A 15,021-nucleotide genomic window follows, 5' to 3' on the forward strand; every position below is an offset into this window, starting at 1 on the left:
ATGAAGGGTAAATTTATAACCATTGAAGGATTAGATGGAGCAGGAAAATCAACACAAATAAATTATATGAAGAGTTATCTAGAGAAGAAAGGATTTAAGGTATTGCTAACAAGGGAGCCTGGAGGAACCAATATTGGGGAGAAGATCAGGGATATTGTCCTTGATAAAGCCCATGCTGAGATGGACTCAGTGACGGAAGCCCTCCTCTATGCAGCTTCTAGGGCACAGCACGTTTCGCAGGTGATTATGCCAGCTCTGACTAGAGGAGAGATTGTTTTGTGTGATCGCTTTGTAGATTCCAGCATGGTATATCAGGGCAGGGGTAGAAATCTAGGCTTCGATGCAGTAAAGGCTGTTAATGATTTTGCAACGAGGGGTCTAGAACCCAACTTAACCCTTTTATTTAACATTAATCCCGATACAAGCCTTAAGAGAATCAACGAGCGAGGGCCTGGGGATAGACTAGAGGAAGAAAAACCACAATTTCATTTTTCGGTACATAAAGCCTATATGGACTTGGCCCAACGCTTTACCAACCGCATTAAAGTCATTAATGCAAGCCAAGGAATAGAGGATATAAGAAAAGAAGTTGAGGATATTTTAGAAAAATTAATTAAGGAGGGAGAAATTCATGAAGTTAGTAATCGCAATTGTACATGATGATGATGTGCAACCATTATTAGAGGACTTAACATCTAAAGAGTTTAGAGTCACAAAACTAGCAACTACGGGGGGCTTTCTACGAGCGGGCAATACCACCCTTTTAATAGGTGTTGATGATGAAAGATTAGATCAGGTAATTGAGATTGTAAAGAATAATTGTGAATCTAGAGAGCAAATTACCACCTCTCCAGCTCCCGTAACGGGAACAGCGGGAGTATTCGTTCCTTATCCTATAGAGGTAAAGGTGGGGGGTGCTACTATATTTGTTGTGGATATCGAAAAATACATTAAGCTTTAGAAGGCGAGGTCTTGGAATTGACCTTTAGAGGAATTATTGGACAGAAAAAAATCATCGATCATATAAAGAGGGCCCTCTCTGAGGAAGAGATTTCTCATGCTTATTTAATTGAGGGTGCCGTTGGTTTAGGAAGGAGAAGGGTTGCAAAACAGCTGGCTATGGCTATAACCTGTATGAATAACATAGAAAAGCCCTGCCATAGCTGTAGTAGCTGCTTAAAGGCAGTTAGTCAAAATCATCCAGAAATCAAAATCATAGAGGGCGATGGCAGTATTAAGATTGATTTAATTAGAGAAATTCAAAAAGAAATTCAATTAAAGCCCTATGAAGGAAAACGGAAGGTAATCATACTATATGACTGTGAAACCATGACCCTCCAAGCTCAAAATGCATTTCTAAAAACCCTAGAGGAGCCTCCCCTCTATGCCACAATCATAATGATTACTGTAAATAGTGGAAGTCTATTACCAACTATCGTATCTAGATGTCAGCTTATTAAGCTCAATCCTGTTAATGAGAGGACTATACAGGAATACCTTGTTTCCCATGAAGGAGCCAGTATGGAAACCAGTAAGGTAATTGCTGCCTACTCTGGGGGAAATATCGGGAATGCTGTTAAAATGCTATATAACCAAGATTTTAAACAAAAGAGGGAAGAACTAGTAAAAATCACCAAGGAACTCTTAAGGGGAAGCTTGACAAATGTGTTGGAATTAGCGGATTTTTTTACGCTGGAAAAGAGGGAAGTAATAGAGAACCTAGATCTATTAATGAGCTGGTACCGTGACTTGCTAATTTATAGGGAGACCCAGCATCTTGATTTTATTAGAAATTATGATAAAATAGAAGAAATTGTGCTGCAGTCTAAAAATATCAACACGTATAAATTGCAGGAAGTTGTTTATATAATAGAGGATGCTAAAAACAAGCTGAAGAGCAACGTAAATTTCCAGTTGAATATGGAGGTTATGCTGTTGAACATACAGGAGGTTTTATCATGGTAACAGTTGTAGGCGTACGGTTTAAGAAGGCCGGTAAAATATATTATTTTGATCCAGAGGATACCCAAGCAAAAAAAGGGGAATGTGCAATTGTTGAAACTGCTAGGGGAATTGAATTTGGTGAAGTTGTGGTGGGGCCCAAGGATGTAGCTGAAGACGATATAGTAGCTCCATTAAAAAAAGTGATAAGAGTAGTAACCGAAGAGGATAAGGCTAAGCATCGAGAAAATAAAGAAAAAGAAAATGAAGCATTTCAAATATGCTTAGAGAAAATTAAACTTCACCAGTTGGATATGAAGCTAATAGATGTTGAATATACCTTCGATAATAATAAAATCATTTTCTACTTTACAGCAGATGGAAGGGTAGACTTTAGAGAATTGGTAAAGGATCTAGCTGCAATATTTAAAACAAGGATTGAATTAAGACAAATTGGAGTTAGAGATGAAGCCAAGATGATTGGTGGAATCGGACCTTGTGGAAAATCCCTATGCTGCTCAAGTTGGTTAGGGGATTTTGAACCAGTGTCGATAAAAATGGCGAAAGATCAAAGTCTTTCCCTGAATCCTTCAAAGATATCAGGGATATGTGGTAGATTATTCTGTTGCTTAAAGTATGAACATAATCTATATCAGCAGATCTTAGACAAAATTCCCGGCATAGGCTCCCTTGTGGATACCGTTGACGGGGAAGGGATTGTTGTGGAGACCAATGTTTTACTTGAAGAGATCAAGGTAAAGATTAAGAATCCAGCTGATCAAACAGAGGAAATAAAGATTTATCCTCTATACAAAGTAACCAGAGTTAAGCAAGAGGTAAAATCCCACCGTGACGACCTAGATGAAGAAATCATAAAGGAACTTAAAATGCTAGAAGAATAAAAAGGCCTTAATGGGTCTTTTTTCCTTATACAATAAGGATATTCTTTATTGGAGTTTATTTGGTATAATATATTCAAATAAGCGAAGAATCCGAGAGGGGTGTTTCATATGAATAAGAGGAAATATATCATGATCATTCTAATTGTTGTATTAGCATTTACGATAGCAGGCTGTAAAAGGGAATCGGAAGGCCCCCCTGCAGAGGAAATACCAATTGAAGATCATAGTGAGGAGACTGCTGATGAATCTGAGTCAGAGGCTGAGGGTTCAGAGGTCGATACAGAAACTGAAGAGTCTATTCCAGAGGAAGAGGAAGATTTAATGGGTATTCATCAAGGGAATGTTCTACCCCAGTTTACTTTAGAAAATGAAGAAGGATCACTGGTGGATGTTTCAAGCTATAGAGGCAAGCCATTAATGTTTACCTTTTGGGTGAGTTGGAGTGAAGAGTCAAAGGAGCAGCTTGAGATACTAAGTAATGTGGAGCTTTTATTAGGGGATGATGTCGCCTTTGTCGCCATCCATGGAACTGGCTTTGACACAGTATCCCTACAAGAAGCTATAGACATAATGGGGGAGTTTAATGATGCGCTTGATACCCTCTATGATATAGAGGGGGTAGTACAACAGAAATTATACGTAGGTAAGTTTCCGACAACTTTTTTTGTAGACTCAGATGGTAAGGTTTATAAAACCTATACTGCCATAGTTGAAGAGGATAAAATCCTTGAGGACTATGAAGAGATTTTGGGAGAGGTTTTACCTTAAATCCTCTTATTGAATGATTTCATTTTGTTACCTATTCAATTAATGCTTTTGTTCAAAAAGAGTACCCCTAAAAAATAGTGGGTTTGCGAACTTATATGATAGGAGGTGTAAAGGTGACAAAGCTATTCAATCTCCTTAAGGGAAAAAAAGGACTTGAAGAGAGAGTAAAGCAGATTCAAGAAGGTGACGTAAAGGAGCGGAATTCCCTTATAAAAGAATATATTCCCTTTATACAAAAAAATACCAGCAATCAAGTAGGTAAGTTTATTGATAAGGAAGATGATGCATATAGCATCGGATTAATGGCCTTTAACGAAGCTCTAGATAAATACAACGAAGGCAGAGGAAGCTTTTTAGCCTTTGCATCCATGGTTATAAAAAGTAGAGTTGTGGACTATCAAAGAAAACAGTCAAGGCTATCTAAGGAAGTATATCTCAGTCAATTTGATAAAAATGAAGAGGATACAGTTTCTGATAATCTATTGGCAGTTGACGGCTTTGAAGCAACAATAGAAACAAAGCTTGATATGATGAAATTGATTTCGGAAATGAAGGTTTATGAAGTATCTTTAGAGGATTTAATAAAGGAGAGTCCAAAACACATAGACACTAGGATTAAAGCTGTTGAAATAGCCAGGTATATATATGACAATCCAGCAGCCAAGGACACATTTTTAAAAGATCAACAACTACCCGTAAAGGAAATAATGGATGCCTTACATATTAGTAAAAAAACCATTCAGCGAAGCAGAAAATTTATTATTGCAATGGTTTTGATATTAAATAGTAACTTAGATACACTAAAGCAGTACATTATTGGAATAGAAAGGAGGGGGCAGAATGAAACATAGAGGCTGTGTTATGGAAATTCGTCAAAAGACCATGGTGTTAATGACTGAAGAATGCAGCTTTGTAGAAGTTAAAAAACCTTTTAATGTTATAGAAGGTATGGAAATAGAATTCACTTCTAAAGATATTGTCTCAAACAGTCGAAAACAATACAAATCCCTTGTTTCAATAGCTGCTGCCATTGTTTTTATACTAATATCCTCCTTTTCAGTGATCAATTATTGGCAGACAAACCTTAAGCCAGTAATACTATTAACAGTGGATATCAACCCAAGTATAGAGGTAGAGCTGAACGAAAAGCAAGCGGTTGTAAGCATAACTCCTTTAAATGAAGAAGCTAGACAGATTTTAGCCAATAGTAATTTCAAGAGAAAGCCCATAGAGGAAGTAATAGAAATTATTGTTGAAAGAGCCGAAGAAGCCGGTTATATCAGTAAAGAGGAAGAGAATCTTATTCTTATAACATCTGTATCCCTTGACGAGGAAGAAGAGGGGGAAACAGTATCTCGACAGTTATTGGAAAACCTTAAGGATTCTGTTGAGGAACTTGGACAATCAAAAGGAGAAAGAATAACAGTTGTCACTGCGGAGGCAAATAAAGAACAATGCAAAAAGTCTAAAGAAGACAAGACTTCAGTCGGTAGGGTCTTTATAAAAGAAGATACAGAAAAAGAGGATAATCCTACAGAGGAGAAGGAATGGAAAAAAAGACATCTTAAAGAGGTGCTAAAAGAGGTTTCTAAAGAACATCCAGTGTTTAAGCAAAATCCAGGACTTATTAACCATCCAATTTTTAGAGGTAGAAATATAGATGAGGAAGATGAAATAGAAATAGATGAAGGCAAGAAGGATAAAAAGGACAAAAAAGATAGAAATAGCTCAAACTCTGATAATGAAGACGATGATGATGTAAAAGATGAAAAGGCTAAAGGAAACAAGGGCAATGGTAATAAAGATCAGAAGCATCCTGTTTTTGAAGAACATCCATCCAATGGTAATAGGGATAATAGAAGCGATGAAAAGGATCATGAAAATGATGATGATAAAGATGACGACGAAAATGACGATGAAAATGATCAAAGGGGTAGAGGAAATAGAGATAGTGAAGATCAGGAGCACCCAGTTTTTGAAAAGCATCCATCCAATGGTAACAGCGGCAATAGAGGCAACGAATCAGATTCTGAAGATCAGGATAAAGATGACGAAGAGAATCGAACAGATGATGAAATGGAAGATGACAATGAAGATGTAGAAGATGAGGACAAAGAATCTGACGAAGATGATGATGAAGATGATAAAGATGATGATGAAGATGATGATGAAGAAGATCATTCAGTAGAGGACGACGATATAGACCTTGGTAAAGGGAATTCTGATAAGGCTAAAGGTAGAGATAGAGAAGAAGGCAACAAAACTCCATAAGTCCTACATAAAGTATTGATGCCTGCAGATATGGTCGCAGGCTTTTTCTATGGATAAAATCAGCTTCTTTTGCTTTCTTATATAATTTATCTCTAAAAATACTAATTGTTATTAATAAGTGTTATAATATCATAAAAAAGGATATTAGGAGCTTAGCTATGGAAAAACTACTAAGGGCGGAAGAAAGAATTGATAATCTTAATGTTAAAGATTTAAGAATTATACAAAACCCAAAGGGCTTTTGTTTTGGCATAGATGCAGTGCTTTTAGCAAATTTCGTTGAAGTAAAAAAGAATTCCAAGGTAGTTGATTTAGGTACAGGAACAGGGATTATACCTTTACTACTAGCTGGAAAAAGCCGATCAAGCCATATAACCGGCCTTGAAATCCAAGAAGAAGTTGCAGATATGGCAAAAAGAAGTGTAGAACTAAATCAGCTACAGCAACGGATTCATATATTAAATATCGATTTAAAGGATGCTGAAAAGAATATTCCCATCAATGCATATGATGTAGTAACCAGTAATCCACCCTATATGCATTCAGAGGGATTAATTAATCCAGAGGATAGAAAGGCTATTTCTAGACATGAAATAAAGTGTAATTTAGAGGATATCATTAGAATCGCTTCAAGGCTATTGAAACATCATGGACGTTTCTTTATGGTTCATAGACCCCAACGGCTTGTTGATATAATGGTTCTTTGTAGGAAATATAAGCTTGAGCCCAAAAGGCTACAGTTTATCCATCCCACCAGTGGGAAAAAACCAAACCTATTACTAATAGATTGTAAAAAGGCAGCTAATCCTGAGTTGAAAATCCTTGACCCCCTCATTGTATATGATGATGCAGGAAAGTATACGGAAAACTTAATTGAGGTATATAATAAAACCAGTATAGAAGAAGGAAGTGGATTAATTGGATAGGGGAAAGTTATTTATATGTCCTACCCCCATTGGAAATTTAGAAGATATTACCCTAAGGGTTCTTAGAATCCTTAAGGAGGTTGATTATATAGCTGCAGAGGATACTCGCCATACCCTAAAGCTTTTAAACCACTTTGAAATAAGCAAGCCTTTATCCAGCTATCATGAGCATAATAAAACAAAAAAGGGAGAAGCTATTTTACAGGATTTATTACAAGGGAAAACCATTGCTTTGGTATCAGATGCAGGATTGCCGGGAATATCTGATCCAGGAGCAGACATAATCAAGGATTGTGTTGAAAATGGAATCCCCTTTGAGGTTCTGCCGGGGGCATCAGCAGGAATCCTTGCATTGGTTGCATCAGGGTTAGACACCACTCGGTTTTCCTTTGAAGGGTTTATTCCAAGAGAAAAGAAAAGGCGAAGGGAAAGGCTAGAAAAAATTAAAAAAGATGATAGAACCCTGATATTTTATGAAGCTCCCCATAGAATCATAGATACCTTAAAGGATATGATGGGGGTTTTGGGTAATAGGAAGGTAGCATTAGGTAGAGAACTCACTAAAAAATATGAAGAGTATATTAGAGGTACAGCTGAAGAGCTATTAAATCATTTTCAAACCCATTCACCTAAGGGAGAGTTTGTTATAGTATGTGAAGGGGCATCAGAAGAAGAATTAGAAGTCGATAATCATCTTGACATAACCATCAAAGAACAGCTTCAGCAGATGATAGATTCCGGGATAGATAAAAAGGAAGCAGTGAAGGAAGTGGCAAAACTAAGAAGATTACCCAAGCGGGAGGTATACCAAGAAGCAATAGATTTATAGCAATAAAAAGAGCCCGTAGGCTCTTATTAATAATTCGACATTTCACTAAGACAATCTTTGCAAATATTCTTAGTTTTAAAGTTTTTTACATCCTTTGCGTTTCCGCAGAAGATACAAGCTGGTTCGTATTTTTTAAGTATAACGCTTTCGCCGTCGACATATATTTCAAGGGCGTCCTTTTCAGCAATGTTTAGAGTACGACGAAGCTCTATAGGTAATACCACTCTTCCTAATTCATCTACTTTTCTAACGATACCTGTTGATTTCAATATAATTCCTCCTTTTATATTTCTGTCTAATATTGTAATATATCTCTACGCATATTACAACAAATTTCGACATCCTATACAATAAATAGTACCAGATATGCCATAAATAGTCAATACTAATACCGAAAATTATTAGAAATAAATAATAGTTCTTTTCGACATTTATTTTTGATATGATTAGTATATAGAAACCCAAGGGGTGATTTAATGATTAATATATACGATATACTGGTAAATGCAAAAAACACCCTTTCGCTAAGGGCTTACATTGTAGGAGGATCCTTAAGGGATATATTGATAGGTAAGAATGTGAAGGATTATGACCTTGTTGTCGACAAGAATCCTAGAGGATACGCTGAGGCTATAGCAACAGAATTAAAGGGTAGGTTTATTATATTGGATGAAGAACAGGAAACCTTTAGAGTCATCTTGGATTCTAAAGAGTTTATTGATATTAGCAGGATGAAGGGTAAATCCATAATTGATGATTTAAAACATAGGGACTTTACAATTAATGCTATGGCCTACGATGTTGACAACAGTATTCCAATTATAAAAGAAAAAATTCTTGACCCCTATAATGGAATGAAGGATCTCGATAGAAAGTTGATTAAGCATTTAACTGAGGAAACCTTTGAGGCTGACCCTATAAGGATGCTAAGGGCTGTTCGATTTATGGCTGCCTTGGATTTCTCCTTAGATGAAGATACCATACAGCAAATAACAAAAAATGCTTCCTCAATAAAAAGAGTTTCTGGAGAACGAGTTAGTTACGAGTTATTCGAAATTTTGAAAAGCAATAAAAGCTATTATTATTTAAGCTATATGGATAAGGAGCTTAAGCTATTAGATAAAATATTTCCGGATATAGAGGAAATGAAAAAGGTGGGTGAATGTAAGTACCATGTAGTAAATAGCTGGACCCACTCTATATATACTGTTAAAGTTGCTGAAAATGTTATAAATGAGGATGGCTTTTTTGAGAAGCATATTAAGAGGGCATTTGAAGAGCATACAAGGGAACTCATAGCGGCAGATCGAAGTAGATTGCAGCTTATTAAGCTTGGAGCGTTATTTCACGATATTGGAAAACCTTCTGCCATGAAGATTGATAGCAGTGGTAGAACAAGATTTCGAGGCCACGAAATAACAGGTACAAAAATAGTGAAGGGATATTCTGAAGCTCTTAAGCTTAGTACATTGGAAAAAAACATACTACAAAAATATGTGTATCTCCATATGCTACCTCTAGTCTCATATAAAAACAATGATGTAAGTGGAAGGGCCTTATATAATATATTTAGCAAGATGGGGGAAGAGACTCTGGATATCCTCCTCATAGCCTTTGCGGATATTGTTGCCACACGAAGACTATTAGACCCCCATGAGGAAATGGGTATGATTAAGATTCATGTAGAATATATTGCTAATAATTATTTAACTCGCTATAAGCCCCTTGAGAAGATTTCTGCCATCATAACTGGCAAGGAAATTATGGACACTTTAAATATTCCTGAGGGTGAAGAGGTAGGGATGATTCTAGAAGAGGTTAAGAAGGCCATATACTTTGGAGAGATATCTTCTTCAAAGGAGGCTGTTATTGAATATATTAAAGGAATAAAAGCAGTTGAAGATCTGAAAAAGCAATAAGTATTAATTTGATTAAGATTCCTTAATGTTGAATGTTAAATGTTGAATGTTGAATTGATGAAGCTTCGAAGTTTCGAAGCAATCTTTTGATTTAAGTGCATTTTAAATTGAGAAAGCCAAAGAGTGGTTTTGGACCATCTTCGGCTTTCTTCACATTTTGAATGGTTATCTAGTGTATTTTACTAATAGGGAGTAGGCATTTTCAATTTTCAATTTGCCATTTTCAATTTAGTATTTTCCTATTCCCCATCCCTTCGCTTATTAACCAAATCATTCTTTAGGTTCCAAAGCCTTTCTGAAAGGTCCACCTTATAAAGCTGGGGACGATTCAAGCGTTTATACTCGGGCCACAGGCTTGAAAGCTCCTTCTTAGTATAACCCTTAATTTCTTCGGCGGTTTTTCTGTTATATAAAAGGGTGCCATCCACATAAACTGGTACCAGCATATCCCGAATAGAGTAATTGTAAAAGGTTTTCTTTTTCCAGGTATATAAGGGGTGGAATATTGTTAAAGGTTTATTAGTGTCTATTTCCTCGTCATCAAGGGCAATTAAGTCAGCCTCAGCATATCCATCCTCATTATATATTCGTATAACCTTTTTATATCCTGGGTTTGTAATTTTTTCGGGGTTTTCAGAAATTTTGATTTTAGGAGTCAGCTGGCCATTTTCTTCAACGGCTGAAAGCTTGTAAACACCACCAAGAGCAGGGCAATCCTTGGAGGTTATTAAATTGGTTCCTACACCCCAACCAGTTATCTCAGCCCCCTGCATTTTTAAACTATGAATTGTACCTTCATCTAGGTCGCTGGAGGCAACTATTTTAATATTGCCAAAGCCTGCAGACCTAAGGAGCCTTCTCGCCTCCTTAGAAAGATAAGCTATGTCCCCAGAATCTATTCTTATTCCTAAAGGCTCATGACCCTTAGCCCTAAGCTCTTGAAAAACCTTTATTGCGTTGGGAATGCCGCTTTTTAAGGTATCGTAGGTATCTACCAATAGCAAACAGGAATCAGGATAGATGGAAGCATAAGCCCTAAAGGCCTCTAACTCGGTATCAAACTTTTGAATCCAACTATGGGCCTGAGTACCTGATAAGGGGATATTAAACATTTTTCCTGCTAAAACGTTGGAGGTTCCGGCGCAACCACCGATGTAAGCAGCTCTAGCACCATAGATTCCTGCATCCGGCCCCTGTGCCCTCCGCAAACCAAACTCAAACACAGGATCTCCTCCTGCAGCCTCGCAAACTCTGGATGCCTTTGTAGCTATTAAAGACTGAAAATTGATAATATTTAGGAGGGCAGTTTCTATCAATTGAGCTTGAAAACAGGGAGCTAGCACCCTTACTACAGGTTCCTGAGGAAACATAATACTTCCTTCTTCTACAGCATAAATAGATCCAGTAAATTTAAAATTTTTCAGCTCCTCCAGAAAAACCTCATCAAAAAGCTTGAGGGTCCTTAGATACTGTATATCCTCTTCATTAAAGCTAAGATTTTCAATATAATCGATAACCTGCTCAATACCAGCTATAATTGTATAGCTATTATCACAAGGATTTTTCCTAAAAAACAAATCAAAAACTACCACATCATTATGAATACCATTCTTTAAGTAGCCGTTCATCATCGTTAATTGATAAAAATCCGTTAGTAAAGTATGATTTTTCATTAGTTTTTCCTTCCTTTTTGTTGGGCTAGGCCTGTAATATGTAATCTATTAATAATTATAACAAAGTTTTCACTTATCAACCATATTTATAGCCCTTTTTTAGAAAATAGTAATGGATAGGGCTAAAAAAAGGCCTACAATCATAGATTTATATCAAACATTAAAAAAGGGGAAGACGATGATATGAATTTTATTTGGGCTTTTATAATTTTAATTGGAATTCTAGTTGCAACATTAACGGGAAAGCTAAATGTAACAAATGAGGTTATATTAGGAGATGCCCAAGAGGCTATCGTTTTTGCCATTTCCCTTACTGGTATCATGTCGGTTTGGTTAGGCTTGATGAATATTGCAAAGAAATCGGGCCTTATAAAAAGCTTTGGAAATCTGATGAAACCACTAACAAAATTGTTATTCCCAACGGTACCCCCCAACCATCCAGCATTAAGTGCCATAATTATGAATATGGTAGCCAATATGATGGGTGCTGGTAATTCCGCTACAGCCTTAGGATTAAAGGCAATGGAAGACCTACAAAGCTTAAATAAGAATAAGAGGGTGGCCAGTGATGCCATGTGTATGTTTCTTGTAATAAACATGTCTTCAATACAGTTGATTCCTTTGACGGTATTAAAACTAAGGAAAGACGCAGGATCCATTTTCCCAGAAGAAATCATAATAACTTCTATTATAGCCACGGCTATCTCAACTATAGTGGGAATATTGGTTTGCAAGGTATTTGAAGGGAGGGAAAGCTATTGAAGGTATTAGCTATGATTTCAATTATGGCTATTCCCTTTATTATGACCACAATAATCCTTCATGGATTAATAAAGGGAATTAATATATATGAAACATTTATCGAAGGAGCAAAGGAAGGCTTTACAACAGCTATAAAAATAATGCCCTATTTGGTTGCCATTTTTTTAGCTATAGGAATTTTAAGAAGATCTGGAGGATTAAATTATCTAACTAGTCTCTTATCACCCATTACGAAGCCATTGGGAATTCCCCCAGAGGTTCTACCTTTGGCTTTAATGAGACCCTTTTCAGGAAGTGGGTCTTTGGGGATCTTAAAGGACATCATTACTACATATGGGCCAGATTCCTTTGTGGGAAGGGTGGCTTCCACAATGATGGGTTCTGCCGAAACAATTTTTTTCACTATGGCAGTATATTTTGGTGCTGTAGGGATACAGAAATCAAGGCATACAGTTGTAGCCGCTCTATTATCCCATTTGGCAGCTGTTCTTGCCTCCGTTTTGATTTGTAGAATTATTTTATTCTAAAATGTGATATTGCTAAAAAAGGGGTGGAAGGTAGTTTTACAATTCAGGAAGGGTGAAGAAACTTTGATAAAAAAGTTGACAAAATGGGAATAATTATATAATATAGATTCAATTAAAATGTTAAATGTTAAATGATGAATGTTGAATGTTGAATTAATGAGAGAAATTTGCAGGTAAATTTCGAAATCTTTATTTGTTTAATTTTTACATTTAATTTACATTTATTTCATCGGTGATGACGGGAAGAGTAAGCCTTTGGAATCAGCAAAAGAGAGCCGGGTAAGGTGAAAGCCGGTGCTGATGAAAATAGCTGAAGATGGCCCCTGAGCCTCTTGGTTGAGGAAGCATAAGCTTCTTAGGTTGAGACGGATTTGCCTCCGTTATATAGGCAAGGTAAATCAATGAATTTACCTATTGAGTTTATTGTTGCAAAACAGTAATAAACTAGGGTGGTAACGCGATTAATCCTCGTCCCTATATGATTATATAGGAACGGGGTTTTTTATTTAATTTTGATAAATGGTAATAATGATTCTATAGAAGGAGGAGATATAATGAAGAAAGGAAAGTACTATATTACAACAGCCATAGCCTATACATCTGGTAAGCCTCATATAGGCAATACCTATGAAATTATCTTGGCAGATGCTATAGCAAGATTTAAAAGACAACAGGGATATGATGTATTCTTTATGACTGGCACCGACGAGCATGGTCAAAAGATTGAATTGAAGGCCAAGGAGGCAGGAAAAACCCCGCAGCAATTTGTGGACGATGTAGCTGCTGATATTAAAGGCATTTGGGATTTAATGAACACAAGCTATGATAAGTTTATTAGAACTACAGATCCCTATCATGAAAAACAGGTACAAAAGATTTTTAAACGTCTCTACGATCAAGGAGATATCTATAAGGGAGAATATGAAGGCCTTTATTGTACCCCCTGTGAATCTTTTTGGACCCAAAGTCAATTGGTTGACGGAAATTGTCCAGATTGTAATAGACCTGTTAAGGAGTCTAAGGAAGAAGCATACTTCTTTAAGCTTAGTAAATATCAAGATAGGCTAATGAAGCATATTGAAGAAAATCCAGAATTTATTCAACCAGAGTCCAGAAAGAATGAGATGATCAATAACTTCCTTAAGCCGGGCCTACAGGATTTATGTGTGTCTAGAACCTCCTTTAACTGGGGAATACCAGTAACCTTCAATGATAAGCACGTAATATATGTATGGATAGATGCATTATCAAATTATATTACAGGAATTGGTTTTGATGCAGATGGCAATCATCAAGAGCTATACGAAAAATATTGGCCAGCTGATATGCACTTAATTGGAAAGGATATTCTGCGGTTTCATACAATCTATTGGCCCATTATGCTGATGGCATTAGATCTACCACTCCCCAAAAAGGTTTTCGGTCACCCATGGATGTTGGTAGGAGAGGGTAAGATGAGTAAATCAAAGGGTAATTTAATTTATGCCGATGATTTGGCAAAGCACTTTGGGGTTGATGCAGTTAGATACTATTCCTTACACGAAATGCCCTTTGCCCAAGATGGTACGATTACATGGGATTTGGTAATTGAAAGAGTTAACTCTGATTTAGCAAATGTTTTGGGGAATTTGGTTAACCGAACCATTACCATGGTTAATAAATACTTTGATGGAGTGGTTGAAAAACCAGTAATTAAAGAAGACATAGATGATGAACTAGTGAAGATAGCCCTTGAAACCCCTATAAAGGTTGTACAGAAAATGGACCACTATAGGATCGCCGATGGAATCAGCGAAATCTTCACCCTTTTAAGAAGAAGTAATAAGTATATTGATGAGACTATGCCTTGGGTCTTAGGAAAGGACCCTGAGAAAAAGGAAAGATTATCAACAGTATTGTATAATCTACTAGAATCCATAAGGTTTGCAGCGGTGATGTTACATTCCTTTTTACCCCAAACCTCAGAAAATATCTTTAAACAGTTAAACACAGATCAAACAAGCTGGGCTTCCTTAGCTGAGTTTAATGGTATAAAAGCAGGAGATAGAGTAGGAAAACCAGAAATTCTGTTTGGCAGAATAGATGCAGAAAAAAAACTAGAAGAAATTAAGCTGGAGCTAGGTAGTAGTCAAGGGAATATTGGAACCGAAGCTGATGAAGAGGTTACCGCCAAAGAGGAGATCACCATTGATGACTTCGATAAGGTTGAATTAAGGGTAGCTAAGGTACTGTCGGCAGAAAGTCATCCAAAGGCAGATAAGCTATTGGTTTTAAAGCTTCAGGTTGGGAAAGAGACTCGACAAGTAGTATCGGGCATAGCAAAGTATTATAAACCTCAAGATCTAGTGGGTAAATCTGTAATATTAGTAGCTAACCTTAAGCCCGTTAAGTTAAGGGGAATAGAATCTCAGGGAATGGTTTTGGCTGCTTCAGCTAATGATAAACTGGTATTGGCTACCGTCGATGGAGATATAGCCAGTGGAACCCTTATAAGCTAGGGGGT

The 15,021-nt window shown here is 36.7% G+C and carries 15 protein-coding genes and 1 other annotated feature; of the genes, 13 read left to right on the top strand and 2 right to left on the bottom strand.

Features of this window, described 5'->3' with window-relative positions; genetic code table 11:
• From tmk to rsmI, 9 genes are all read left to right on the top strand, one after another.
• The gene (gene tmk, locus F8153_RS03565; protein WP_151864988.1) at nt 1-660 is read left to right on the top strand and encodes a dTMP kinase; all 660 of its coding nucleotides are present in this window, start codon (nt 1-3) and stop codon (nt 658-660) included.
• Nucleotides 632-961, top strand: a complete 330-nt coding sequence (locus F8153_RS03570) for a cyclic-di-AMP receptor (protein WP_151864989.1) — start codon at nt 632-634, stop codon at nt 959-961. Before tmk ends, F8153_RS03570 begins: the two co-directional genes overlap by 29 nt.
• An 11-nt stretch (nt 962-972) precedes the next feature.
• Complete coding sequence (locus F8153_RS03575; RefSeq protein ID WP_151864990.1) at nt 973-1,965, top strand: DNA polymerase III subunit; 993 nt, start codon at nt 973-975, stop codon at nt 1,963-1,965.
• Entirely contained in the window at nt 1,959-2,843 is an 885-nt protein-coding gene (locus F8153_RS03580) for a PSP1 domain-containing protein (RefSeq protein ID WP_151864991.1), read from the top strand. Before F8153_RS03575 ends, F8153_RS03580 begins: the two co-directional genes overlap by 7 nt.
• 108 nt (nt 2,844-2,951) lie before the next feature.
• Entirely contained in the window at nt 2,952-3,611 is a 660-nt protein-coding gene (locus tag F8153_RS03585; protein WP_151864992.1) for a TlpA family protein disulfide reductase, read from the top strand.
• Between the two features lie 113 nt (nt 3,612-3,724).
• Nucleotides 3,725-4,462, top strand: a complete 738-nt coding sequence (gene sigI, locus F8153_RS03590; protein WP_243136886.1) for an RNA polymerase sigma-I factor — start codon at nt 3,725-3,727, stop codon at nt 4,460-4,462.
• On the top strand, nt 4,452-5,882 hold the full coding sequence (locus F8153_RS15985) for an anti-sigma factor domain-containing protein (protein WP_192929639.1): 1,431 nt from the start codon (nt 4,452-4,454) through the stop codon (nt 5,880-5,882). The genes sigI and F8153_RS15985 overlap by 11 nt, the downstream gene beginning before the upstream one ends.
• A 158-nt stretch (nt 5,883-6,040) precedes the next feature.
• Nucleotides 6,041-6,808 (top strand): tRNA1(Val) (adenine(37)-N6)-methyltransferase, encoded by a 768-nt coding sequence (locus F8153_RS03600; RefSeq protein WP_151864994.1) that lies wholly within the window; start codon nt 6,041-6,043, stop codon nt 6,806-6,808.
• Complete coding sequence (gene rsmI, locus F8153_RS03605) at nt 6,801-7,637, top strand: 16S rRNA (cytidine(1402)-2'-O)-methyltransferase (RefSeq protein ID WP_151864995.1); 837 nt, start codon at nt 6,801-6,803, stop codon at nt 7,635-7,637. The genes F8153_RS03600 and rsmI overlap by 8 nt, the downstream gene beginning before the upstream one ends.
• A gap of 26 nt (nt 7,638-7,663) precedes the next feature.
• Here rsmI and F8153_RS03610 read toward each other — a convergent pair whose 3' ends face one another.
• Nucleotides 7,664-7,906 (bottom strand): AbrB/MazE/SpoVT family DNA-binding domain-containing protein, encoded by a 243-nt coding sequence (locus F8153_RS03610; RefSeq protein WP_151864996.1) that lies wholly within the window; start codon nt 7,904-7,906, stop codon nt 7,664-7,666.
• A 207-nt stretch (nt 7,907-8,113) separates the two neighbouring features.
• Between F8153_RS03610 and F8153_RS03615 the strand changes: the two genes are divergently transcribed.
• Nucleotides 8,114-9,556: an HDIG domain-containing metalloprotein gene (locus tag F8153_RS03615; protein ID WP_151864997.1), complete on the top strand. Its 1,443-nt coding sequence runs from the start codon at nt 8,114-8,116 to the stop codon at nt 9,554-9,556.
• A gap of 239 nt (nt 9,557-9,795) precedes the next feature.
• On the opposite strand, the gene F8153_RS03620 is transcribed toward F8153_RS03615, so the two are convergent.
• A complete protein-coding gene (locus F8153_RS03620; protein ID WP_151864998.1) occupies nt 9,796-11,229 on the bottom strand; it encodes a nicotinate phosphoribosyltransferase in 1,434 nt (477 codons plus the stop codon).
• Between the two features lie 183 nt (nt 11,230-11,412).
• Here F8153_RS03620 and F8153_RS03625 point away from each other — a divergent pair, with 183 nt between their 5' ends.
• The 3 genes from F8153_RS03625 to metG all read left to right on the top strand — a co-directional run bounded on the left by F8153_RS03625 (nt 11,413) and on the right by metG (nt 15,016).
• The gene (locus F8153_RS03625; RefSeq protein ID WP_151864999.1) at nt 11,413-11,991 is read left to right on the top strand and encodes a nucleoside recognition domain-containing protein; all 579 of its coding nucleotides are present in this window, start codon (nt 11,413-11,415) and stop codon (nt 11,989-11,991) included.
• Entirely contained in the window at nt 11,988-12,518 is a 531-nt protein-coding gene (locus tag F8153_RS03630; RefSeq protein ID WP_243136887.1) for a spore maturation protein, read from the top strand. Before F8153_RS03625 ends, F8153_RS03630 begins: the two co-directional genes overlap by 4 nt.
• A gap of 226 nt (nt 12,519-12,744) precedes the next feature.
• Nucleotides 12,745-12,997, top strand: a binding site (T-box leader).
• 75 nt (nt 12,998-13,072) lie between these two features.
• Nucleotides 13,073-15,016 (top strand): methionine--tRNA ligase, encoded by a 1,944-nt coding sequence (metG, locus tag F8153_RS03635; RefSeq protein WP_151865000.1) that lies wholly within the window; start codon nt 13,073-13,075, stop codon nt 15,014-15,016.
• The last annotated feature ends 5 nt before the right edge of the window (nt 15,017-15,021 follow it).

The sequence above is a fragment of the Alkaliphilus serpentinus genome, from assembly GCF_009017255.1.
GTDB classification, from domain to species: Bacteria; Bacillota; Clostridia; order Peptostreptococcales; family Natronincolaceae; genus Alkaliphilus_D; species Alkaliphilus_D serpentinus.

Excerpts from the sequence above, each read along its gene's own strand:
- F8153_RS03580 (WP_151864991.1), top strand. The coding sequence starts at position 1,959 with ATGGTAACAGTTGTAGGCGTACGGTTTAAGAAGGCCGGTAAAATATAT.
- F8153_RS03600 (WP_151864994.1), top strand. The coding sequence starts at position 6,041 with ATGGAAAAACTACTAAGGGCGGAAGAAAGAATTGATAATCTTAATGTT.
- F8153_RS03615 (WP_151864997.1), top strand. The coding sequence starts at position 8,114 with ATGATTAATATATACGATATACTGGTAAATGCAAAAAACACCCTTTCG.
- F8153_RS15985 (WP_192929639.1), top strand. The coding sequence starts at position 4,452 with ATGAAACATAGAGGCTGTGTTATGGAAATTCGTCAAAAGACCATGGTG.
- F8153_RS03625 (WP_151864999.1), top strand. The coding sequence starts at position 11,413 with ATGAATTTTATTTGGGCTTTTATAATTTTAATTGGAATTCTAGTTGCA.
- F8153_RS03585 (WP_151864992.1), top strand. The coding sequence starts at position 2,952 with ATGAATAAGAGGAAATATATCATGATCATTCTAATTGTTGTATTAGCA.
- tmk (WP_151864988.1), top strand. The coding sequence starts at position 1 with ATGAAGGGTAAATTTATAACCATTGAAGGATTAGATGGAGCAGGAAAA.
- metG (WP_151865000.1), top strand. The coding sequence starts at position 13,073 with ATGAAGAAAGGAAAGTACTATATTACAACAGCCATAGCCTATACATCT.
- F8153_RS03570 (WP_151864989.1), top strand. The coding sequence starts at position 632 with ATGAAGTTAGTAATCGCAATTGTACATGATGATGATGTGCAACCATTA.
- F8153_RS03620 (WP_151864998.1), bottom strand. The coding sequence starts at position 11,229 with ATGAAAAATCATACTTTACTAACGGATTTTTATCAATTAACGATGATG.